The sequence below is a fragment of the Rothia mucilaginosa ATCC 25296 genome, from assembly GCF_000175615.1.
Taxonomy (GTDB): domain Bacteria; phylum Actinomycetota; class Actinomycetes; order Actinomycetales; family Micrococcaceae; genus Rothia; species Rothia mucilaginosa.
Genome location: NZ_ACVO01000016.1, coordinates 79,111 through 101,012, shown reverse-complemented (window position 1 = coordinate 101,012; position 21,902 = coordinate 79,111). Strand labels below are relative to the sequence as shown.

Annotated in this window: 19 protein-coding genes and 1 pseudogene; 17 read left to right on the top strand and 3 right to left on the bottom strand. The window is 58.3% G+C overall.

The annotated features are described in order from the left end of the window. Positions 1–104: 104 nt before the first annotated feature. The 6 genes from ROTMU0001_RS06290 to ROTMU0001_RS06265 all read left to right on the top strand — a co-directional run bounded on the left by ROTMU0001_RS06290 (position 105) and on the right by ROTMU0001_RS06265 (position 5,016). Complete coding sequence (locus tag ROTMU0001_RS06290) at positions 105–353, top strand: hypothetical protein (RefSeq protein WP_005508762.1); 249 nt, start codon at positions 105–107, stop codon at positions 351–353. A 272-nt stretch (positions 354–625) separates the two neighbouring features. Beyond that, complete coding sequence (locus tag ROTMU0001_RS06285; protein WP_005508761.1) at positions 626–1,336, top strand: DUF6318 family protein; 711 nt, start codon at positions 626–628, stop codon at positions 1,334–1,336. 496 nt (positions 1,337–1,832) lie between these two features. Continuing rightward, positions 1,833–2,498 carry a hypothetical protein gene (locus tag ROTMU0001_RS09215; protein ID WP_005508760.1) on the top strand — a complete coding sequence of 222 codons (666 nt, stop codon included), beginning with the start codon at positions 1,833–1,835 and terminating at the stop codon, positions 2,496–2,498. Positions 2,499–2,687: 189 nt separating this feature from the next. Next, complete coding sequence (locus tag ROTMU0001_RS06275) at positions 2,688–3,425, top strand: DUF6318 family protein (protein WP_005508759.1); 738 nt, start codon at positions 2,688–2,690, stop codon at positions 3,423–3,425. Positions 3,426–3,517: 92 nt separating this feature from the next. Continuing rightward, positions 3,518–4,225 carry a DUF6318 family protein gene (locus ROTMU0001_RS06270; protein WP_005508758.1) on the top strand — a complete coding sequence of 236 codons (708 nt, stop codon included), beginning with the start codon at positions 3,518–3,520 and terminating at the stop codon, positions 4,223–4,225. 128 nt (positions 4,226–4,353) lie between these two features. Next, positions 4,354–5,016, top strand: coding sequence for a DUF6318 family protein (locus ROTMU0001_RS06265; protein WP_005508757.1), 663 nt, complete (start codon positions 4,354–4,356; stop codon positions 5,014–5,016). Between the two features lie 170 nt (positions 5,017–5,186). Here ROTMU0001_RS06265 and ROTMU0001_RS06260 read toward each other — a convergent pair whose 3' ends face one another. Continuing rightward, positions 5,187–6,455, bottom strand: coding sequence for a DUF349 domain-containing protein (locus ROTMU0001_RS06260; RefSeq protein WP_005508756.1), 1,269 nt, complete (start codon positions 6,453–6,455; stop codon positions 5,187–5,189). 302 nt (positions 6,456–6,757) lie between these two features. Between ROTMU0001_RS06260 and hisS the strand changes: the two genes are divergently transcribed. After that, a complete protein-coding gene (gene hisS, locus ROTMU0001_RS06255; protein WP_005508755.1) occupies positions 6,758–8,119 on the top strand; it encodes a histidine--tRNA ligase in 1,362 nt (453 codons plus the stop codon). A 372-nt stretch (positions 8,120–8,491) separates the two neighbouring features. On the opposite strand, the gene ROTMU0001_RS09210 is transcribed toward hisS, so the two are convergent. Then, entirely contained in the window at positions 8,492–8,953 is a 462-nt protein-coding gene (locus ROTMU0001_RS09210) for a DUF559 domain-containing protein (RefSeq protein ID WP_230457244.1), read from the bottom strand. Between the two features lie 309 nt (positions 8,954–9,262). Then, positions 9,263–9,448, bottom strand: a pseudogene (locus ROTMU0001_RS09270) (type IV toxin-antitoxin system AbiEi family antitoxin domain-containing protein); the annotation flags it as partial. Between the two features lie 408 nt (positions 9,449–9,856). On the opposite strand from ROTMU0001_RS09270, the gene aspS reads away from it, so the two are divergent. From aspS to mltG, 10 genes are all read left to right on the top strand, one after another. Then, complete coding sequence (aspS, locus tag ROTMU0001_RS06245) at positions 9,857–11,629, top strand: aspartate--tRNA ligase (protein WP_005508747.1); 1,773 nt, start codon at positions 9,857–9,859, stop codon at positions 11,627–11,629. A gap of 191 nt (positions 11,630–11,820) precedes the next feature. Next, positions 11,821–12,348, top strand: a complete 528-nt coding sequence (locus tag ROTMU0001_RS06240) for a P-loop NTPase family protein (protein WP_005508746.1) — start codon at positions 11,821–11,823, stop codon at positions 12,346–12,348. A gap of 107 nt (positions 12,349–12,455) precedes the next feature. Beyond that, positions 12,456–12,890 carry a D-aminoacyl-tRNA deacylase gene (dtd, locus tag ROTMU0001_RS06235; RefSeq protein ID WP_005508744.1) on the top strand — a complete coding sequence of 145 codons (435 nt, stop codon included), beginning with the start codon at positions 12,456–12,458 and terminating at the stop codon, positions 12,888–12,890. Between the two features lie 150 nt (positions 12,891–13,040). Beyond that, positions 13,041–14,552 (top strand): replication-associated recombination protein A, encoded by a 1,512-nt coding sequence (locus tag ROTMU0001_RS06230; RefSeq protein ID WP_005508741.1) that lies wholly within the window; start codon positions 13,041–13,043, stop codon positions 14,550–14,552. Between the two features lie 680 nt (positions 14,553–15,232). Beyond that, positions 15,233–15,865 (top strand): 30S ribosomal protein S4, encoded by a 633-nt coding sequence (rpsD, locus tag ROTMU0001_RS06225; RefSeq protein ID WP_005508739.1) that lies wholly within the window; start codon positions 15,233–15,235, stop codon positions 15,863–15,865. Between the two features lie 305 nt (positions 15,866–16,170). Continuing rightward, positions 16,171–16,599 (top strand): DUF948 domain-containing protein, encoded by a 429-nt coding sequence (locus ROTMU0001_RS06220; RefSeq protein WP_005508737.1) that lies wholly within the window; start codon positions 16,171–16,173, stop codon positions 16,597–16,599. Continuing rightward, positions 16,599–17,093 (top strand): hypothetical protein, encoded by a 495-nt coding sequence (locus ROTMU0001_RS06215; protein WP_005508736.1) that lies wholly within the window; start codon positions 16,599–16,601, stop codon positions 17,091–17,093. Before ROTMU0001_RS06220 ends, ROTMU0001_RS06215 begins: the two co-directional genes overlap by 1 nt. 132 nt (positions 17,094–17,225) lie before the next feature. Beyond that, entirely contained in the window at positions 17,226–19,913 is a 2,688-nt protein-coding gene (alaS, locus tag ROTMU0001_RS06210) for an alanine--tRNA ligase (RefSeq protein WP_005508735.1), read from the top strand. A 2-nt stretch (positions 19,914–19,915) separates the two neighbouring features. Beyond that, positions 19,916–20,479 carry a Holliday junction resolvase RuvX gene (gene ruvX / locus ROTMU0001_RS06205; RefSeq protein WP_005505922.1) on the top strand — a complete coding sequence of 188 codons (564 nt, stop codon included), beginning with the start codon at positions 19,916–19,918 and terminating at the stop codon, positions 20,477–20,479. Then, positions 20,476–21,669 (top strand): endolytic transglycosylase MltG, encoded by a 1,194-nt coding sequence (gene mltG, locus ROTMU0001_RS06200; protein WP_005508733.1) that lies wholly within the window; start codon positions 20,476–20,478, stop codon positions 21,667–21,669. Before ruvX ends, mltG begins: the two co-directional genes overlap by 4 nt. The last annotated feature ends 233 nt before the right edge of the window (positions 21,670–21,902 follow it).

Here is a 21,902-nt window from a genome sequence, read left to right as displayed (position 1 = left end):
GGGCGGTGCAGCCCCTTATCTTGTCAGGGGTGCCTCGTACCTTTGGTGATAGAGAACAACGACGCGTTCTCGCCCACTCCGCCGAGCGACCAAAGGAGCCCCTCATGTACACGGTTGGTTACTACAATGACGAAGACTTCCGCGCCTTCTACTCCGGCCAGGACGCCGCCAACATTGACGACTTCTTCACTGACAACGGCGAATACCTCATGGCGTACCTGCCGGAGGTGACCGACCGCGAGTTCCTCGCTGGCCTCCGCTACGGTAACGGCTGCGACGCGCTCTGTCAGAGCGGATACGCCCTTGACGAGGCAGAAGAGGCACTCCGCGACATGTACGCGCTCGCCGTGTAGCCCGCCCGCCCATGCCAGGCACCCTAGCGGTAGGGGTCCTGGCGTCTTTTGTTGCACCCAAACGCCACAACATGTGGTCATGTGGCTCAACGGGGTGCAAACGACCGCAAACATGCGGTAGGGTGGTAACTGTAGTGTTCTACGGCGCATTGATGCGCTTGTTAGGCGCACTACGGGGCTGTTTTCCTTCCGGTAGTCAGCTTGACCTGCGAATAATGGCCCGACTAGTAACTAAACAACACACCATCACCGACGATAGGAGCGTATCTTCTATGGATTCGACCATCTTTAATCGCCGTACCCTGTTGGGTAGTGGCGCACTCATGGGCTTTGGTGCCCTGCTTGCGGCCTGTGGCCAGCAGGCAAATAACGAGGCGGCAGCCACCGCATCCGCTGCGCCGAGCGAGACCGCTTCGACGTCTGCCGCGGCTTCGGAGTCGCCTTCGGCGAGTGCTACCCCGTCTACTGTCCGAGGCTACTCGGGCGGCTCAAAGGCGCCTGACGGGGAGTACCGTAAGGCTGACAAATATGGTCCCGCCCAGAACGTACCCAAACCCACCGCGCCTGAAGACGGATACCGCGAAAAATCCCTAGAAGGCCTCCGCAAAACTTTGGATGCCTGGATTCAGTGGGCAAATTACGGTACCGAAACCGGTGATTTCACAAAAGCACGCCAGTTTATTTCACCTTCATATGAAAACGAATTGAAAGCGTATGAAGATATTGAGGATCTCTACGCTAGTGGTGGTTGGGTCATTGGAGGAGTAGACCACTTTATTGCGGACGGTAACCCCTGGTCAGAAGATGGTGAAACCTATTTTTGGAAGGCGTACCGCGAGTGGGACTATGAGACCTATGTTGAATCTGACGGCAGCTGGCGCCGATGGGAAAATAAGGACAAGACTAAGAACACTTTTAAATTTGAGTTGAAGCATAATGGTCAACAGTGGGAGATTATGCGCTACGAATCAGTAGAGGATTAAAGCGATGAGTACACGTAAAGTTATTCTCCCCATTTTTATTGCTTTACAGGTCTTATGCTTAAATCCTGGTCCTGTTATTGCAGGGGTTACGACAAAAGAATGCTCCTCAGACAAAAGCGCTAAAGTCTGTCAAACGCAGAGAGTAAAAAGAGATAAAAACGCACCTGTAGGTGAACCAACAACTGGAACGAATAAGTCTGATAGCGAATATACGTCTCAGCAACCCAATTCAGAACCTAGTACCTACACCACCAAAGGCGCCAACGGCCTTACCCTAATTCGTTCCAAAAGTGACTCTAATATCCTTGGCTGCGTAAAGGACGGAAAGGTTGGACACGTAAAACTCAACAATCTCATCGTTCGTGACGATGGGTCCTACATCGATGGTGGCCTCGGCAAATATAGCCCCACCTCAGAAGTCTGTGTCCCTGACGATACCCGCACCCTGACCAGTGCCGACAGCCCAGGCCCTGCAGGTCCGACCTACGAAGAAGTTATGACGGAAATTCGCCACGCAGCAGAATCGCTAGAGCCGGGCAAACCCACCCTCCACCAGTCCTATAACAACCCCGCAGGCACCGGACGAGCAGAAGGTGACCCCAACGTCTACAAGGGCGACCAGATCAACTTCTACGTCGATGACGGTGGCCCCTACCGCCTCGAAGCAGACATGCTCGCCGGACACGTCGAAATTGAGCTCATGCCCTCCTCCTATGTCATCGAGTACGGCAATGGTGATACAGATACCAACTACACCGCAGGCAAACCGGTCACCACCTACCCTCGTGAGCGTCCGCGTCAGACGGATACCAGCTACGCTTACCAGCGTTCGGGTAACTTCCACGCGTACGCGACTGTGCACTATACGGCTCGTTTCCGTGTGGATGGTGGCCCGTGGCAGATGATGGAGGTGACCCCGCAGGCGACCAGTGACCCGTTGCTGGTGCGTGTGTGGTGGACCGATGTGGGACGCGTAGCCGGTGACTGCAGCTATGACGACACTCGTTGGGGCTGCAAGAACGATCCGACCATGGGCAAGAAGGATAACCCGAACCCGCGCCTACGTAAGGCCGATATTCGTACCGGTCAGCGTTGGCACCTCAACGATAACGGTGACGGGGACACAGAGTATTCGCTGCACCGCGACTGGCCCGACATGTAAGGCCGTTCCCCCACTATGGGTCTTATGCTGAGAAGCCACATGTTCGCCGAGAAGCCACTTTGTTTATGGCTTTTCGAAACGCATGTGGCTTCTCAGCTATCGGGGGTTCTTCCCCTTCGGCAGGTTAGTCTTCCGGTTTCTAGCCAGCCACCTATTCACACTTCACACCGATATGAGGAATGTATTTCCATGACTTCCAACCTTTTTACCCGCCGCGCACTGTTGAGCGGCGGCGCACTTGTGGGTGTTGGTGCCCTGCTTGCGGCGTGCGGCCAACAAGCCACCAACGAGGTGAGCGCATCTGCTACAACATCCGCCGCGCCGAGCGAGACTGCTTCGACGTCTGCGGCGGTATCTGATACTGCTTCTGCATCGGCTACTCCAAGCCCGAGGGTTACGCGCGGATACTCTGGTCAGTCCAAAGCACCCGACGGTGAATACCGTAAGGCGGACGGCTACGGCCCGGCTCAGAACGTCCCCGAGCCGCGTAAGGAACCCGCACAGTACCCCGAGACTGAAGAGGGTATCGACCATATGATGCAAGACTGGTTGACTGCCCATAACTATGCTATTCAGACCGGGGATTGCGCTCCGGTTTTCCGATACGTCGAAAAGACTTCTAAGGAATACCCGTTTTATGAGTACATTGAGGATCTTTATAAGCGCGGCGGCTGGGTTGTTGATGGGTTGGATGCTTACCGATCTGAAGGTGACTTGATTTATGACAATCAGCAGAAGTTCTACCGTATGAAGGTTCGTCGTTTCTGGACCACTGTTATGTATGTGGATTCTGATGGAGAAATTACCAAGCAAGCTAATACAAATAAAGATGACGATCTTTTCAATTACTTCTATAAATATTCAGATGGCTATTGGAAGATTATTGGTAGCGGAAAAGGGGATGCCCCTGAGAGCCATGGGCAATAAAGCGGAATAATACTGCTCATGCTGGTGACTTTCCGGTTTCTAACCAGCCTCCCTCTATTTACACACCACACCGATAGAAGGAATTTACTTCCATGACTTCCGTTATTTTGACCCGCCGCGCGATGCTGAGCGGCGGTACCCTTCTGGGTCTTGGTACCTTGCTTGCGGCGTGCGGTCAGCAGGCGGCTAACGAAGCGGGTGCTTCGGCGTCCTCGACTGCTGTGCCGAGTGAAACCGCCTCCGCATCTGCGGTAGATACCGGTTCTCCCTCTGCAACCCCGTCTACTGTTCGAGGCTACTCCGGCGGCTCAAAGGCGCCAGATGGAGAGTACCGTGGAGCTGACCCCAACGGTCCGGCGCAAAACGTTCCGAAACCTGCATCACCAGAGGACGGATACCGCGAAAAATCTAATGAAGGTCTTCGCAAAACACTCAACGCGTGGATTGAATGGAACAACTACGGCACCCAGACCGGAGACTACAGTCAAGCACGCAAATTCGTTGACAGCAGCTTCACGGAACTACTAGATTCCTACGAAGGTCTTGAATCCCTCTACAAGCGAGGCGGCTGGATTATTGCGGGGCTTGATCACTACATTGCTGACGGGAACCCCTGGATTGAGGGGGAGACTTACTTCTGGAAGGCGTACCGGGAGTGGGGTTACGTTATGTATGTTGAACCTAACGGTGATTGGAAGTCTTACGAGAATGACGCTAAAGATGATGACACGTGGAAGTTCTCGTTCAAGTACACCTCTGAGGGTTGGAAGATTATCGACTTTGAACAAGTAGATGACTAGATAGGAAATTTAAAGCATTTATTAGTATCGCAAGAATTCTTATTCTTGCTTCGAGAATTATTTCTCTATCTTCCACTTTCTAATCAGCATCCCCCATTCACACCACACCGATAGAAGGAATCTACTTCATGACTTCCGTTTTTCTTACTCGTCGAGCGTTGTTGAACGGCGGTGCACTCCTGGGCATGAGCACCCTGCTTGCGGCGTGCGGCCAGCAGGCTAATAACGAGGCGGCAGCCACGACTTCCGCCGCGCCGAGCGCGACCCCGTCTACTGTCCGCGGCTACTCGGGCGGATCAAAGGCACCCGACGGCGAGTACCGCCCGGCGGATAAGTACGGTCCGGCACAGAATGTGCCGAAGCCTAACGTTCCGGAGGACGGCTACAACGAAAAGTCTCTAGAGGGCATACGCAAGACGATGGATGCCTGGATCTTGTGGGGTAATTACGGTACTCAAACTGGCGATTACTCGATGGCTTTCAAGTTCATGTCCCCTACTTTTGAAGACGAACGTAAGGCCTATACAGGCGTCGAGGAGCTTTACAAGAGCGGCGGATGGGTCATTGGCGGTATAAACCATTATCTTGCTGACGGTAACCCCTGGTCCGAAGACGGTGAAACCTATTTCTGGAAGGCGTACCGCGAATGGGATTACGAGACTTATGTTGAATCTGACGGTAGCTGGCGCAAATGGAGTAATGACGATAAAACCGATGACACCTTTAGATTTGAGCTGAAGCACAACGGTCAGAAATGGGAAATCATGAATTATGAGCCCGTTGATGACTAGCCCCTCCAGCCGAGCCTAAAATTCCGCACCCTGCAGACACCCAGCAGAGACATCTCCGCAGACACGCAGAAGCCACATGTGTTTCGAGAAGCCACCAAAGAAGTGGCTTTTCGAAACACATGTGGCTTCTCGGCGTTAATTAGACCGTTATTTAGACCGTCGGCTAGACCCTAGTTGCCGAAGCCCTGCAGGGTTGCTGCCCAGGCGCGGCGCGCCTCCAGAGCTTCCTTAGCCTTGGCGATCTTCTTGGAGTCGCCGCCCTTCTCAGCTGCTGCGAGCTCTGCTTCCAGCTCGGCGAGGGAGCCCTCGATCTGTGCGAGCAGGGAGTTCGCGCGTGCCGCCTTGGCGGGGTCATTGCGCTTCCACTTTGCCTCTTCGGCGCCGTTGATTTCGTCCTGAATACGGCGCAGTTCGCCGTCGACGCGGCGCAGGTCGTTGCGGGGTACGCGGCCTGCCGCATCCCAGCGGTCCAGGATCTTCTCGAAGGCTGCCTTCGCGCCCTCAATGTCTTCGACGGGCAGGAGTGCGCGTGCTTCTTCGAGCAGCGCTTCCTTGACCTTGAGGTTTTCGGCGTAGACTGCGTCCTGCGCTGCTTCGGCTTCGTTGCGGGCGTTGAAGAATACGTCCTGTGCCGCGCGGAAGCGTGCCCACAGCTTGTCGTCTTCACGACGGTGGCCGCGGGGTACCTGCTTCCAGGCGCGCATCAGGTCGCCGTATACGCGGGAAGTCTCAGACCAGTCAGTCGAGGTGGACAGCTCTTCCGCACGTGCAATCAGCTCTTCCTTGGCGCGCTTGATGCGTGCGTTGCGGTCGTCGAGCTGAGAGAAGTGTGCGCGGCGGTTGCGGTCGAAGGTGGTGCGGGCTGCGCGGAAACGCTTCCACAGCTCGTCCTCTACGCTCTTTGCCAGGTGAATTTCGCGCTGTGCCTTCTTCCACGCTTCGAACAGTTCGTTCATGCGGGAGTGGGAGTTCTTCCAGTGAATCTGGTCGGGGTCCTGGCCGGCAATCTGCTCGGCTTCCGCGACGATTTCTTCGCGGACGGCGAGGGCGCGTTCACGGTTTTCGGTGCGTGCCTGCTGCTGCTTTTCGCCGAGTTCAGCGATCTGCTCTGCGAGGGAGATGAGGCGCTTCTGCAGGCCGGAGTAGTCGCCGACCATGTTGCGCACACCGATCTGTGCACCGATGGAGGTGATGCCCTTCTGCAAGTCTGCGGCGGGGGCGTTGTTGGCGAGGCGGGATTCGAGCAGGGCAACCTGCGCCTCGACGTTTTCAAACTTGCGGGCGAAGTAGCTGAGCGCTTCTTCTTCGGAGGCGCCGGGCAGCTGGCCTACGGCGTATTCTTCGCCGTCGACAATGACGAAGACGTGGCCGTCCTCGGAGACGCGGCCGTACTGGCGTGCCTTTTCGAGGTTTACAGTGTCGTCGGGTTTGGTAGTCACCGCTATAACTCTTTCACTCGGGGGTGCTGGGGGTGGGGCGCCTTTGCGCTGTTCCCCGTGGTGGGCACCCGTTTGGGTGTGCGTGTGCACCTCCTAAGCATAGCCTCTGTGGGGTGTGTGTGAGTAGTGTCTGGTCGTGTTGTGTTGTGGGCGAACCTGCCGGCTGCGGGTTTGCGTGGGTTTGTGTCGGGTGAGCTGGGGGAGTGGGTGCTGTGCTGGGGTGGGTGTTGGTATGATGGGTAGATATGCCCGGAGGTGTTCCGGGGTTTTGTTGTCGAGTTCTTTGTCAAGGAGTATCGCGTATGGCTCGCAAGGCTTCGCTGTCTGGTTTTCCCGAGTATCTTCCGGCTGAGCGGTTGGTTGAGAATCATGTTCTGGACACTTTGCGTGAGACTTTTGAGTTGCACGGTTTCTCCCCGATTGAGACTCGTTCGGTAGAGACTATTGAGCAGCTGCTGCGCAAGGGTGAGATTGACAAGGAAGTTTACGCAATTTCTCGCCTGCAGGAGGACGAGGCTGCGAAGGCTAAGGAAAAGCTGGCTCTGCACTTTGACCTGACCGTGCCGTTTGCCCGTTATGTGGTGGAGAACGCCGGTTACCTGAATTTCCCGTTCTCGCGTTACCAGATTCAGAAGGTGTGGCGTGGTGAGCGTCCGCAGGAGGGTCGTGCCCGCGAGTTCACTCAGGCTGATATTGACGTGGTTGGCGACGGCGAGCTGCCGTTCCGTTACGATGTGACCTTGGCGCTGGTTGTTGTTGATGCGCTGTCGAAGCTGCCGATTCCTGAGTTCAAGCTGCGTGTGAATAACCGCAAGCTGGCTGAGGGTTTCTATCTGGGCTTGGGTTTGACTGATACTGCGGCTGTTCTGCGTTCTATTGACAAGCTGGAGAAGATTGGTGCTGAGCGTGTGGCTGAGGAGCTGCAGGCTGAGGCTGGTGCGAGCGCGGATGCTGCCGTTGCCGCCCTGGAGCTGGCGCAGATCCGCACTGAGGACGCATCCTTCGTGGAGCAGGTGCGTGCGCTTGCTGCTAAGTATTCGGTGGAGCACGAGCTGCTGGATCAGGGTCTTGCTGAGCTGGCTGAGGTCATTGAGGAGGCGTCCCGCCGTGCGCCGGGTAAGGTGCTGGCTGACCTGTCGATTGCTCGCGGCCTGGACTACTACACCGGCACCGTGTATGAGACTGTTCTGGTTGGTCACGAGTCGCTGGGTTCGATTTGCTCGGGCGGCCGTTATGAGTCGCTGGCGTCGAACGGTAAGAAGACGTACCCGGGTGTTGGCCTGTCGATTGGTGTGACCCGTGTGGTGGCTCGTATTCTGTCGCAGGGTTTTGCGCAGGCGAGCCGTAAGGTGCCTTCGGCTGTGTTCGTGGCTCTGACGAATGATGAGGGCTGGTCGGCTGCGAATGATGTTGCGGATGCGCTGCGTGCCCGCGGTATCGCCTGCGAGGTGTCTGCGAATGCGGCGAAGTTCGGTAAGCAGATTAAGTACGCTGAGAAGCGCGGCATTCCGTTCGTGTGGTTCATTTCGTCGGATGAGTCGGGTGCCCCGGTTCACGAGGTGAAGGATATCCGTTCGGGTGAGCAGGTTGCTGCTGATCCGGCTTCGTGGATGCCGCCGGCTGAGGACCTGCACGTTCAGATTGTGCGTGCTGAGGGCCTGTAAACATTAGGGGCCTGTCATTTTAGGGCCTGTAATGCCTACGGTGTTTGGCCGCTGTAGTATCTGGCTGCTGTAATAATCTGGTTACTGTAGCCTGCATATGGATGTGTACCCGCCTGGTGGGGAGGATATTGACCTCCCTGCCGGGCGGGTCTTTTTGGTCGTCATCTTTTGTCGCGTGAATTTGTGCCATGATTTAGTGTCTTTTGCCATGGGTTCTTGATTTGGGTAATGACTTAGTGACTTTGGAGGGGGCCTTTAACCCGTACCAGAGTCACTAAGTCATGACTGAAATCCATAAGTCATCACCGAAAAACTGCACCCCACACGGAACACCTCCGCCCGTCTCCTTGGTCTTCGGCTGCCAACCCCGGCTTATTTCAGAAGTAGGTTCCGCAAATGGGTCACGACCTCCAGCTCTTTGTTGAAGATGTCTGCCCATGTAAGGTGCACGACCGTCCACCCGGCGCGGGCTAGGGCACGGTCGCGGGCGGCTTCGTAGCGGTCCCTGCCGGGGTGCTCCACGTATTTCTGTTCGCCGTCGAACTCGAGAATGACCCGCGCCTCGGGCCAGGCGAAGTCCACTCGATAGTTACGGCCCTCGCATGAAATCGGGTACTGCGTTACGGGGAGGGGCAGCCTGTGCTCCATGAGTAGGCACCGGGTGAGGCTTTCACCGGCCGACTCGCTGGATGCATCCACCGCCTGCGCAAGGAAAGGCCCTGCGGAACCGCCGTACCCGGTGAGGCTCAGTAGAATCTCGGTTACCTCGTGGGGCTCCATCAGTCCCCGCCGCATGATGGAGTCAGCGAGGACCACCGCCTCCCGAAAGGGCATGCTGCGCGCGCAATCCTGTAGCGTGCGAGCCACCGTCGTAACCATGATGGATGTGCCCGGCAACCTGGTGACTTCCTCGGGGCCAGTGGCGCTGTAACGCCGGGTGATTCTTCCCTTGTCAGAGGTGCTATGACTACAGCTATACACGCTTATCATTTGGGGAACAGAGAGTACATCAAGTCCCCATAGCGCCGCGGCTGATGTGTGGGAGAAGATCCCTTGAAGACCCATCATCTGAGCAGCGATGCACCGTACAGTGAGCCGCTCTTCGGGGGTGAGCGCTTGGGCATCGCGGGTGTAAATATAGGCTCCTCGCTGGATACGTTGCAGAGACCCTTCCGCCACTAGTTTGCGAATGCGTTTTGGTCCGATTCCTCGCAGGTTGAGCATCTGGGAGTTCAGCACGAATGGGTGTAGTTCTGCGGCGCGGGTAGTTTCTGGTGTAGCCGGTAGTACGTTTGGGACGCGTTGCCACGGAATAGTTGCGGTGTTCATAGGCTTTATCCTGGCAGGCTGTGTGAGGTTGTGGGGTTTGTTCGTGAAATCTGTGGATAACTTCGCGGATTCTACCGAAAAAGTGTTTGTCCACAGGCATGCGGTGTGGATTCCTCGGTAATACTTCGATAGGTTAGCGGCTTTTCGATAGGGTAATGCCTTCACCCCGGGTTAAAGACCCACGGCGAAGACACTAACCTATCGACCGCAGACCCCCACGAACCTGCCGCCCTACCTACAGCCCCGTCTCCGCGCCCCATTTTCTGGTGCCTGACTTGCCCCGACCCGCCATCGACCTGCCCGGAGGGGATACAATATATGAGGCGCACGCAGTGTGCGCATATCATCAACCGCGTGTACCCGGCTACTGTCTATAGTCGTGAGGTGCCCGCTATGAAAGGAATGTCTGTGCTTCGCACTCACACCAACGGCGAGCTGACCGCCGCAAATATTGGAGAGACTGTTACCCTGACCGGTTGGGTGGCTCGCCGCCGCGACCACGGTGGTGTCGCTTTCGTTGACCTGCGTGACCGTGAGGGTGTCACCCAGTGTGTTTTCCACAATGAGGCTGATTTTGAGCACCTGCGCAATGAGTATGTGCTGCGTGTGACCGGTCTGGTGACTAAGCGCCCGGAGGGTAATGAGAACCCGAACCTGGCGACCGGCGAGATTGAGGTTGAGGTGTCCGCCGTTGAGGTGCTGAACACTGCCGCTCCGCTGCCTTTCCAGATTGACGAGCACGTTGAGGTGGGTGAGGAGGCGCGCCTGCGCTACCGCTACCTGGATCTTCGCCGCCCGGAGCCGGCTCGCATCATGCGTCTGCGTTCGGACGCGAACCGTGCGGCACGTAACCTGCTGGCTGAGGACGGCTACATTGAGGTTGAGACCCCGACCCTGACCCGTTCGACCCCTGAGGGTGCGCGTGACTTCCTGGTGCCGGCTCGTCTGGCTCCGGGTTCTTGGTATGCTCTGCCGCAGTCCCCGCAGCTGTTCAAGCAGCTGCTGCAGGTGGGCGGTATTGAGAAGTACTACCAGATTGCTCGCTGCTACCGTGACGAGGATTTCCGTGCGGACCGTCAGCCTGAGTTCACTCAGCTGGACATTGAGGCTTCGTTCGTTGATCAGGAAGACATCATTGAGCTGGGCGAGCGCATCGTTGAGGCTGTGTGGAACCTGATTGATGTGAAGGTTCCCCGCCCGATTCAGCGCATGACCTACAAGGATGCGATGGAGAAGTACGGTACGGATAAGCCTGACCTGCGCTTCGGCCTGGAGCTGACTGAGCTGACCGAGTACTTCAAGGACACCACTTTCCGCGTGTTCAAGGCTCCTTACGTGGGTGCCGTGGTGATGCCCGGTGGCGCATCCCAGCCCCGCCGTACCCTGGACGCTTGGCAGGAGTGGGCGAAGCAGCGCGGCGCTAAGGGCCTGGCTTATGTCCTCATTCAGGAAGATGGCGAGCTGACCGGTCCGGTTGCTAAGAACATTACCGACGCTGAGCGTGCTGGCCTGGCTGAGGCTACCGGCGCGAAGCCCGGCGACTGCATCTTCTTCGCTGCTGGTGAGGCTAAGGCTTCCCGCGCGCTGCTGGGTGCTGCTCGTGTTGAGATTGGTCACCGTACCGGCCTGATTAAGGACGGCGAGTGGTCCTTCGTGTGGGTTGTTGACGCTCCCATGTTTGAGTCTTCTGCTGAGGCTACTGAGTCCGGTGACGTGGCTCTGGGTCACTCCGCGTGGACTGCTGTGCACCACGCGTTCACCTCCCCGAAGCCCGAGTTCCTGGACACTTTTGACACTGACCCGGGTTCGGCTCTGGCGTACGCTTACGACATTGTCTGCAACGGTAACGAGATTGGTGGCGGTTCGATCCGTATTCACCGCCGTGACGTGCAGGAACGCGTGTTCGCTGTGATGGGCATTGGCGAGGAAGAGGCTCAGGAGAAGTTCGGCTTCCTGCTGGATGCGTTCAAGTACGGCGCACCGCCCATGGGTGGTATTGCGTTCGGTTGGGACCGTATTGTGTCTCTGCTGGCTGGCGTTGATTCGATTCGCGAGGTTATTGCGTTCCCGAAGACCGGTAATGGTTTCGATCCGCTGACTGCGGCTCCTGCACCGATTACTCCGGAGCAGCGTAAGGAAGCTGGCGTTGATTTCAAGCCGAAGAAGAAGGACGAGGAGTAATTCTCTAGTCTTTGGTCGTGCGCCCCGTAGGGGGTGCGGGCCTGTGCGGCGTGGACCCGGCGGGCGTTGAGTTGTGCCGGGGTCGCCGTTGAGGGTGGGCTGTGTATTCTGCTGGTGCAGGGTCGCAGCCCACCTTTTGTATCAACTGGCGTGCGTGCCGATTTGTGTACTAACCAAAGTGGGAGGGGAGCATGCGTATTCTGATTGCCGGCCCGAGCGGTAGCGGTAAGACGACGTTCGCGGCGCGGTTGGGGCGCCTCCTGGACATTCCGCATACGGAGATGGACTCGTTGCATTGGGGTCCGAGCTGGACTCCGCGCCCTAGTTTTGAGGCGGATGTTCAGACACTCATTGAGCGGCCTGCGTGGATTACGGAGTGGCAGTATCCGCAGGTGCGCGGCCGCCTGCTGGAGCGTGCGGATGTGGTGATTTACCTGCGCTATAGCCGTGCGGTGGTCATGTGGCGTGTGGTTCGCAGGACGGTGTGCCGTGCGGTGACGGGTCAGAGGCTGTGGGCTGATAATGTGGAGCCGCCGCTGAAGAATATTCTGCGCGACCCGGACAACATGATTCGGTACACGTGGAGGAGCTACCCGCACGTCGGGGAGTTGCTGGCGGAGGCTCGCGGGCAGCATCTGCAGAAGCGTTTTATTGAGTTTCGTACCCCGCGGGCGGCGAACCAATTTTTGCGTGCCGTGCAGTTGCGCGGTGTGCTCTGAGGCGGTTGCCTCTAGAACTGCGGCTCCCCCTAAACCAGCCGCTGAGAGCGGTGTCGAAAGAGATGTATGAGCCCGGTGAAGGCCGGCTCCAAGTTGAAAGGTGAACGATGCGAGTAGTTATTCAGCGCGTGACCCGCGCGGCGGTGCGCGTGGCGGGTGAGACGGTCGGCGCGATTGACCAGCCCGGCTACCTGGTGCTGGTCGGTATTACGCACGGTGACGGTGCGGCGCAGGTTGCGAAGCTTGCCGATAAGACCGCGAACCTGCGCCTGCTGGAGGGGGAGAAGTCCCTGCTCGATGAGGGCGCACCCGTGCTGGCGGTCAGCCAGTTCACCCTGTACGGGGATGCGAAGAAGGGTCGCCGCCCCTCCTGGTCTGCTGCTGCGCCCGGCGCGGTGAGTGAGCCGCTGTTCAACGACTATGTTCAGGCGCTGCGTGAGCGTGGCCTGCACGTGGAGACCGGCGTGTTCGGTGCGGACATGCAGGTGGAGCTCGTCAATGACGGCCCGGTGACCCTGATTCTCGATAGTGAGACCCTCTAGGCCGGCGCTTTCGATAGGTTAGTGGATTGCCCCGGGGTTTAAAACCCACGGCGAAGACACTAACCTATCGAAAACCCGTGTGGTGTCACGCCGCGAGCTAAATCCGCACCCCGAACCCACCTCAAGCCTTTGAAACGATAGAGTAAGACTATGGCTGATTCCCTCTTTGATCTTGAGCTGCCCGATGACGGGGACCGCGTGAGCCTGATTGGTGCGCCCGCTGAGGAGCCCTCCTCGCGTGCCTCTGCCTCGCGTGCGCATTCTGCGCGTTCGGCATCTCGTGCGCCGTTGGCGGTGCGTATGCGTCCGCGCACGATTGATGAGGTCCTCGGCCAGGAGCATCTGCTGACTCCGGGTGCGCCTCTGCGCGTGTTGGCGGGGGAGAACGCCGGCCCGGCTGGCCCGTCCTCGGTGATTTTGTACGGCCCTCCGGGTACGGGTAAGACCACTCTGGCGCATGTGATTGCGCGCGCGCCGGGTCGTAAGTTCGTGGAGCTTTCGGCGATTACTGCGGGCGTGAAGGACGTGCGCGCGGTCATGGACCAGGCGCTGCTCGACCGTGACATGTACGGCACGACCACCGTGCTGTTCCTGGACGAGATTCACCGTTTCACCAAGGCCCAGCAGGATGCGCTCCTGCCCGGCGTGGAGAACCGCTGGGTGATTCTGGTGGCGGCTACGACGGAGAACCCGTCGTTCAGCATTATTTCGCCGCTGCTCTCACGCTCGCTATTGCTGCGGGTTCATTCGCTGGAGCAGTCCGATATTGAGCGTCTGATTGACCGTGCGTTGGCTGATCCGCGCGGTTTTGACGGTGCGGCGGTCATTGATGAGGATGCGCGCGCCCACCTTGCCGCGGTTTCTGGAGGCGACGCTCGCCGCTCCCTGACCTCGCTGGAGGCGGCGGCTGCGATTGCGTTTAGCGAGGCTGAAGCTGCGGGAAATGCCCCTGCAGAAACTGGCCCCGCAGAAACCGGTGCCGAAGAGACTGACCCTGCCGCGCCCGTGCGCATCACTCTGGCGCATGCTACGGAGGCGGTGGACCGCGCCGCGATCCGCTACGACCGTTCGGGTGATCAGCATTATGACGTGGTGAGTGCGTTCATTAAGTCCATGCGCGGCTCTGATGCGGACGCCGCGGTGCACTATTTGGCGCGCATGTTGGAGGGCGGCGAGGATCCGCGTTTTGTGGCGCGTCGCATCATGATTTTGGCGAGTGAGGATATTGGTCTGGCTGATCCGCAGGCGCTGCAGGTGGCGACGGCTGCGGCGCAGTCGGTGGCGCTAGTGGGCATGCCGGAGGCGCGTATTATCCTCTCGCAGGCGGTGATTTATTGTGCGCTCGCGCCGAAGTCGAACGCCGCGTATAACGCTATTAACCGCGCGATTGCGGATGTGCGTGCGGGTGCTTCGGGTCAGGTTCCGGTGCATCTGCGTGATGGTCATTATGCGGGGGCTAAGCAGTTTGGTCACGGCGTGGGGTATGTGTATGCGCATGATGAGCCGGGGCATGTGGCGGCGCAGCAGTACCTGCCGGATACTCTGCGCGGTACGGTCTACTACGAGCCCACGCAGCACGGTTTTGAGCGTACGTTGACGGAGCGTCGTGAGCGTATTCGCCGTATTTTGGATGCGGCTCCGGTGCAGGATACGACCCGTTAGCTTACGTGGCTCCCATCGAGCCGTCTACTACTTTGAGCGCTGACCACCGGGGGAGTGGCACGCCTCGGCCGGAAAGCAGCCGTATAGGGCTGAGCGCAAACAGAAAGCGGTGCGTAGTACCTCGGTAGTACTGCGCACCGCGTCAGAGTTTTGAGTTGTGATAGACGTCTTGACCGTCGGCCTTCCCGGAAGGGCGGACGCCAAGCTTGTTATGGTTTCTAGTCTAGGCGATATGGGGGTCTGATTCAAGCTATTCCCATAAAGACACAGGTTAAAAATAACGAAATGATTACAATCCAACATCTCGGCGCCGCAATTTTTCGGGGAAGTCGCACCTAAATAGCTCTGACGGGCATAAATAATTCCTGTGGGGTCGTGTGAGTAAGTATCAAAAACCCACACGCATAGTGATTTGAACCAAAGATTTCCCAAAAGGCTGGTAAAGCCCGGGTGCATCCGGTAAGCTTGACGGGTCTGGCAATTACTATGCCCGCATTTGTGCGAGCGTCAGTAATGTAGCTGCGGGGTACTCTGCCCCGAGCTCTCCGCCCCACCGCCGTACAGCAACGACCGAACCGGTCGCGTACGGATTCCGGCGGGGTCAACCGAGGAGGCCAGTATTCAACAGACCGAGGCCCCACCCGTGAGGGTGCAGGAGCCTCACATATGAAAGGTAGATTGTGGCTAAGCACAACCGCACCCGCCGTACCGTGCGTCAGTCCCGTGCCCTGGGCATTGCACTGACCCCGAAGGCAGAAAAGTACCTCGAGCGTCGTCCTTACGGCCCCGGCCAGCACGGCCGTGCCCGCAAGAAGGCTGACTCCAACTACGCTACCCAGCTGAAGGAAAAGCAGCGTCTGCGCGCTCAGTACAACATCCGCGAGGCACAGATGCGCCGCGCATACCTCGAGGCAAAGCGTACCGAGGGCCAGACCGGTAAGAACATGGTCGAGCTGCTCGAGACCCGCCTCGACGCTCTGGTTCTGCGTGCAGGCTTCGCCCGCACCATTGCACAGGCACGCCAGATGGTTGTTCACCGTCACATCATGGTTGACGGCGTTCGCGTGGACCGCCCCTCGTTCCACGTCAAGCCCGGCCAGCTGATCCACGTTCACCCCAAGGCTGAGAAGACCACCCCCTTCCAGGCTGCGGCTGCAGGTGAGAACCAGGCAGTTCTGCCCGAGGTTCCCGCATACCTGAACGTTGAGATCGAGAAGCTGCACGCAAAGCTTGAGCGTAAGCCCAAGCGCGAAGAGATCCCCGTGATCTGCGACGAGCAGCTGGTCGTTGAGTACTACTCGCGTCTGGCATAATCTCGATTTTTCGAGAAGCAACCCGTCCTGCACCATTCGGTGGGGGCGGGTTGTTCCCGTTTAACTCGCGGGTTTTCGGGGTATATACACTACAGGGCTGTGGCGCTGCGGAACCTGTGAATCTTCCGTCGCTGGGAGTTTCATGAGAGTTTAGGGGGCGCTTGAAGGATTTTTCGACTAAAATAGGGGATTGAACTGTGTATACAGTCCTGAACTGTATGCACAATCCGGCTGTACGCCACGGTGGCGTCCAGCTTTGTACGACTATTGATAAGCATCATGCATTGAGCGGAATGGGGTTATAGATGACCGGCGGAGATATTGCGGGCCTGATTGCAGCAGGAGTTTTTGCGATTCTGGTGGCTCTTCTTGCGCTACCCATTATTCGCCTGACCAAGGTGTTTGATGAGCTTATCGTGACGATTCGTTCGCTGAACCAGAGCACCGGCCCCCTCATCGAAGAGGTGACCCGCACTGTGGTGACCACCAATGAGCAGCTGGAGAAGGTTGACGACATCACCTCGAACGTTTCGGATGCGTCCGCGAACGTTTCTGCGCTGTCCTCGCTGGTGACCTCGACTGTGGGTCAGCCGCTGATTAAGGTTGCGTCCTTCTCGTACGGTGTGCGTCAGGCGTTCCGCGGCGGCAAGACTGGCGATGCACACGGCAACACCCACGCTGGCGGTCAGTACGGTTCGGCACAGTCCTCTTACTCTGCAGGCGGTGAAAACTAATGGGTCTGCTTCGTTCAGCTCTTCTGCTTGGCGCCGGCGCGGCGGTTGGTTACTTCGCTTCCAGGCGCGCCGCCTCCGAACCTGCTCAGCGTACCCCTGGCAGCGCCCTGCTCATGCGTGAGCACGGTGAGCTTGCCCTCAACCCGGAGTCTCAGATGGGAAAGTTCTTCGATTCGCCGATTGGCAAGCCCCTGCAGCCGTATGCGTTGCGTGCTGTTGAGTTCGCCGCCCGCGTGCGTGAGGGCATGCAGGAGAAGGAGATGGAGCTCAACGCTAAGGTGGAGCGCCAGAAGCAGGATCTGCGTCCTGGCTCCCTGGATACGTGGGACCGCCAGATGAGCTCGGCTGAGATTGAGTCCACGAACCGCCGCCTGGCTGAGCGTGAACTCATTGAGGTGGAGGCTGAGATCGCCTCCTTGGAAGAGGCTCAGAAGCGAGCGCGTGAGCAGCGTATTGCGCGTGACCGTCAGCTAGGCGACGGCTTCTTCAACTAGGTTTTTAAAGGTGGTGCTTTTGTCCGTTAACCACGGTACGAGGGTGGCTCGATTAGCCATTTTGCTCTCGGACAGGCACCATAGGTCAGTAGACTAATTTAGAATTTCGCACAGATTACTCTAAGGAACGAGATGCTCTCACAGGAGATTTCTAAGCGCTGGATCGATTTCTTCGCTTCCCGCGGCCATACTGTGGTGCCTTCGGCATCGCTGATTTCGAACGAGCCCGGCGCTATGTTCACCATCGCCGGTATGGTGCCGTTCATTCCCTACTTCCTGGGCCGTGAGACCCCTCCGTTCTCCCGCGCGACCAGCGTGCAGAAGTGCATCCGCACCCTGGACATTGAAGAGGTTGGTAAGACTGCGCGTCACGGTACCTTCTTCCAGATGGCTGGTAACTTCTCCTTCGGTGATTACTTCAAGGAGCAGGCGATTCCGTTTGCTTACGAGCTGCTGACCACCCCTCAGGATAAGGGCGGTTTCGGCCTGGATCCGGAGCGCCTGTGGGTCACCATTTATGAGGGTGACGATGAGGCCTTCGACATTTGGCACAACAAGGTGGGCTTCCCGGCTGAGCGTATTCAGCGTATGGGCATGAAGGAAAACTACTGGTCCACCGGTCAGCCCGGCCCCGCAGGCCCCGACTCGGAGATCTTCTACGACCGTGGCCCCGCGTACGGTAAGGAAGGCGGCCCGGCGGCTGACGATGACCGTTACATTGAGATTTGGAACCTCGTGTTCATGCAGTACCAGCGTGGCGAGGGCATCGGTAAGGATGACTTCGAGATTCTGGGTGATTTGCCGAAGAAGAACATCGATACCGGTCTGGGCGTTGAGCGTCTTGCCATGCTGCTGCAGGGTGTTGAGAACTTCTACGAGACCGACCAGGTTCGCCCCGTTCTGGACGCTGCTTCTAAGCTGTCCGGTAAGAAGTACCACGGCTCTGAGTCTGCTGAGGATGAGGGCTATGAGGACGACGTGCGTATGCGCGTGGTGGCTGACCACATCCGTTCCTCGCTGATGCTGATTGCTGATGGCGTGACCCCCTCGAACGAGGGTCGCGGCTACATTCTGCGCCGTCTGATGCGCCGTGCGATTCGCGCGATGCGTCTGCTGGGCGTTACTGAGCCCTGCCTGCCCGTGCTGTTCCCGGCTTCGCGTGATGCGATGAAGGGTGCGTTCCCGTACGTTGCTGACGACTTCGAGCGTATTTCCCGTATTGCGTACGCTGAGGAGAAGGCGTTCCTGCACACCATTGAGACCGGTACTGAGCGTCTGGAAGAGGCTGTTGCTGCCGCTAAGAAGGACGGCTCCAACGCTGTTTCTGGTGCTGAGGCGTTTGCTCTGCACGACACCTACGGCTTCCCGATTGACCTGACCCTGGAGATGGCTGCTGAGGCTGGCGTGAAGGTTGACGAGAAGGCTTTCCGTGAGCTGATGGCTGAGCAGCGTCACCGCGCGCAGGCTGACGCTAAGGCGAAGAAGGGTGCGTTCGCTGACCTGTCCGAGCTGCGTAAGCTTGTGGACGAGCGCGGCTCCATCTTCACTGGCTACACCGAGCTGCGTACTGAGACTAAGTTGCGTGCAATCCTGGTGGACGGCGTGTCGGTTCCCGCCGCTAAGGCTGGCGACAAGATTGAGGTTGTCCTGGATGAGACTCCGTTCTACGCGGAGGCTGGTGGCCAGGCAGCTGATACCGGTGTTATTACCGGCAACGGCTTCATCATTGACGTTCAGGACGTTCAGCAGCCTGTGAAGGGTCTGAGCGTTCACCGCGCCGTTGTGCGTGAGGGCGAGGTTCACACCGGTGCCGATGTTGTGGCACAGGTTGATGTTCAGCGCCGCCGCGACGGTGAGAAGGCACACTCCGGTACCCACATCATTCACGCTGCCCTGCACCAGGTGCTCGGCAACGAGGCTACTCAGCGTGGCTCTTTCAACAAGGAAGGCTACCTGCGCTTCGACTTCGCGTGGGGCGAGGGCCTGTCCGAGTCCGCTAAGCGTGAGGTTGAAGAGGTTGCTAACCTCGCGATCCGCGATAACCACGAGGTGATTACCCGTGAGATGCCGATTGCTGAGGCTAAGGCTCTGGGCGCTATGAGCCTCTTCGGTGAGAAGTACGGCGATGTGGTGCGTGTTGTTGAAATCGGCGGCGAGTTCTCCCGCGAGCTGTGCGGTGGTACCCACGTTGGTTCGTCCGCTGAGATTGGTTCGCTGTCGCTGCTGACCGAGAGCTCTGTTGGCTCCGGTAACCGCCGTGTTGAGGCTCTGGTGGGTCTGGATTCCTTCAACCACCTGGCTGCTGAGCGTACCCTGGTGAACCAGCTGACCGGCCTGATGAAGGTTCAGTCTTCCGCTGATCTGCCCGAGAAGATTAACCAGACTCTGGCTAAGCTGAAGGCTGCTGAGAAGGAACTGGCTCAGCTGCGCCGCGAGAAGCTGCAGGCTGAGGCTGGCAAGCTGCTGGAGAACGCACAGACCATCGGTTCCGTGCGCGTTCTGGCGCATGACGCTGGCGAACTGGACGCTAACGGCGTTCGTGACCTGGCTCTGGATCTGCGTTCGCGCTTCGGCTCCGAGGCCGCTGTTGTCGCCGTGGTGGGTGTGGCTAATGGCCGCCCCGTCGTCCTGGTGGCAACCAACGAGGGTGCTCGCGAGGCTGGCGTGAAGGCTGGCGCTCTGGTCCGCGTCGCTGCCGGTGTTCTCGGCGGCGGTGGCGGCGGTAAGGACGACGTCGCTCAGGGTGGTGGCCAGGACGCATCCAAGATTGGTGCTGCACTGGACGCTGTCCGCGACGCTATCGCACAGGCTCAGGCCTAAACATGGCAGAATTCCAGCGCGGAGTGCGGATGGGTGTCGATGTGGGTAACGCCCGCGTCGGCACCGCCCTCAGCGACCCTGACGGCATTCTCGCCACCCCGCTCAAGACGCTGCGCCGCGACGCGAAGAAGAACTCTGACCGCCGTGTTTTGCGTAAGCTGATTGAGGTGAACGAGGTGGTGGAGGTTTTCGTCGGGCTTCCGAAGACCATGCGTGGTGGGGATTCTCCCTCTACGGAAATGGCTCGGGAGTACGCTCAGGCTCTGCGCTCCGAGCTGGATGCCGAAGAGAAAACACACATTAACATTTGGCTGGTGGATGAGCGACTCACCACCGTGAGCGCTCACCGTGCACTGCACGAGGCTGGGGTTTCCAGCCGAGATTTCAAGACTATGGTTGACCAGGTGGCGGCTGTGAACATTTTGCAGTACAGCCTGGATGCCCTCAAGGCGGGGCAGTCCGTAGCCGGGTACAAGGTGAGCGATCCGGCCCACGAAGAAAACCGACCGTCCGAGTCAGAAGGGACCGCGGTTGGTGCCGTCAACGAAACGGAGAACCTTCAGTGACCGAACAGAATAAACATCCCGAAGAGAGCGGGCTCGACCTCTTTAGGCCGACAGCCGAGGATGAACGTAAGGGCATCACCGGCATCACGATGGAACAGGAAATCGTGTCGGTGGCTACGTTGCGTGCGCGTAAGCGCCGCCGCCGCGCCATCATGCTGAGCGCTATTTCCTTGTTTGTGGTGGCTCTGGTCATCATTTCGGGTGCCCTGATTACTCGCTACGATCCGTTCAAGAATCGTGACTACTCGGGTGGCGGTAACGGCACGACCGTGACGTTCACGATTCGTTCCGGCCAGTCCACCGCGCAGGTGGCGCAGGAGCTTGAAGCGGCGGGCGTTATTGCTGATGCTGATAAGTTCATTGAGGTGTACACCAAGGAGAGCAAGGGCAAGTACCTGCAGCCTGGCACCTACGAACTGCAGCAGCACATGAGCAGCTCGAGCGCGATTACGACCATTATCGAGGCGAACAGCAACGTACTGTACCTGGCGATTCCGCAGGGTAAGCGCGTGAGCGAGACCATCGACCTGATTGTTTCTGGCTCCGATGGCGCGTTCACCCGCAAGCAGGTTGAGGACGCGGTCAGCAACTACACCCAGTACGGTGTGCCGAGCAACTTCCCCTCGATTGAGGGTTGGTTGCACCCGGGTGAGTACCGCTTCCCGAAGGACACCGACATCAAGAAGGTCATTCAGACCATGGTTGATAAGACCAAGGCTGACCTGAAGGAAGCCGGCGTGAGCGGCGATCAGAAGATCTTTGAGGTTCTGACCATCGCCTCCATCGTGGAGCTTGAGGCTCAGCCGAAGGACTACGTGGCGGTTGCAGGCATCATTGAGAATCGTCTGAACAACCCCGATGGTGAGACTTCGGGTCTGATCCAGTCGGATGCGACCGTGACCTACGGTCTGGGTGTCCGCTCGTACCACCTGACTGAAGAGCAGAAGGCCGATAAGAGCAATAAGTACAACACTTATGCGAATAAGGGTCTTCCGAAGGGTCCGATTGGTTCCCCGCAGCTGGCTTCGATTAAGGCTGCTGCGGCTCCTGAGAAGAACCCGTACTACTACTGGGTGACTGTGGACCTGGACTCCGGTGAGACTAAGTACTCCCGCACTTACGCTGAGCACCAGCGTTATGTTGAAGAGTACAACCAGTGGTGTTCTAAGCACCCGAACCGCTGTAGCTAAGTTGTAGCTCATTGGTTTAGCTGGTAGCTATGATTCGGTAGCTTCGGCGTGAAGGTTCCTTGCTGAGGCGGGTACCGCCTCCACGAGAGTGGGGGAGGTGCCCGCCTTTGCTATACCCGAATATTGGTTTGTCGCTTAAAATGGGTAGAGTACGCCTATGAACGCGGGTTCGTGGCGTGCGTGTCCGCAAGCCCGCAAGCCCCGAGCGTTGAGTGTTGAGAGTGTTCCCCAGC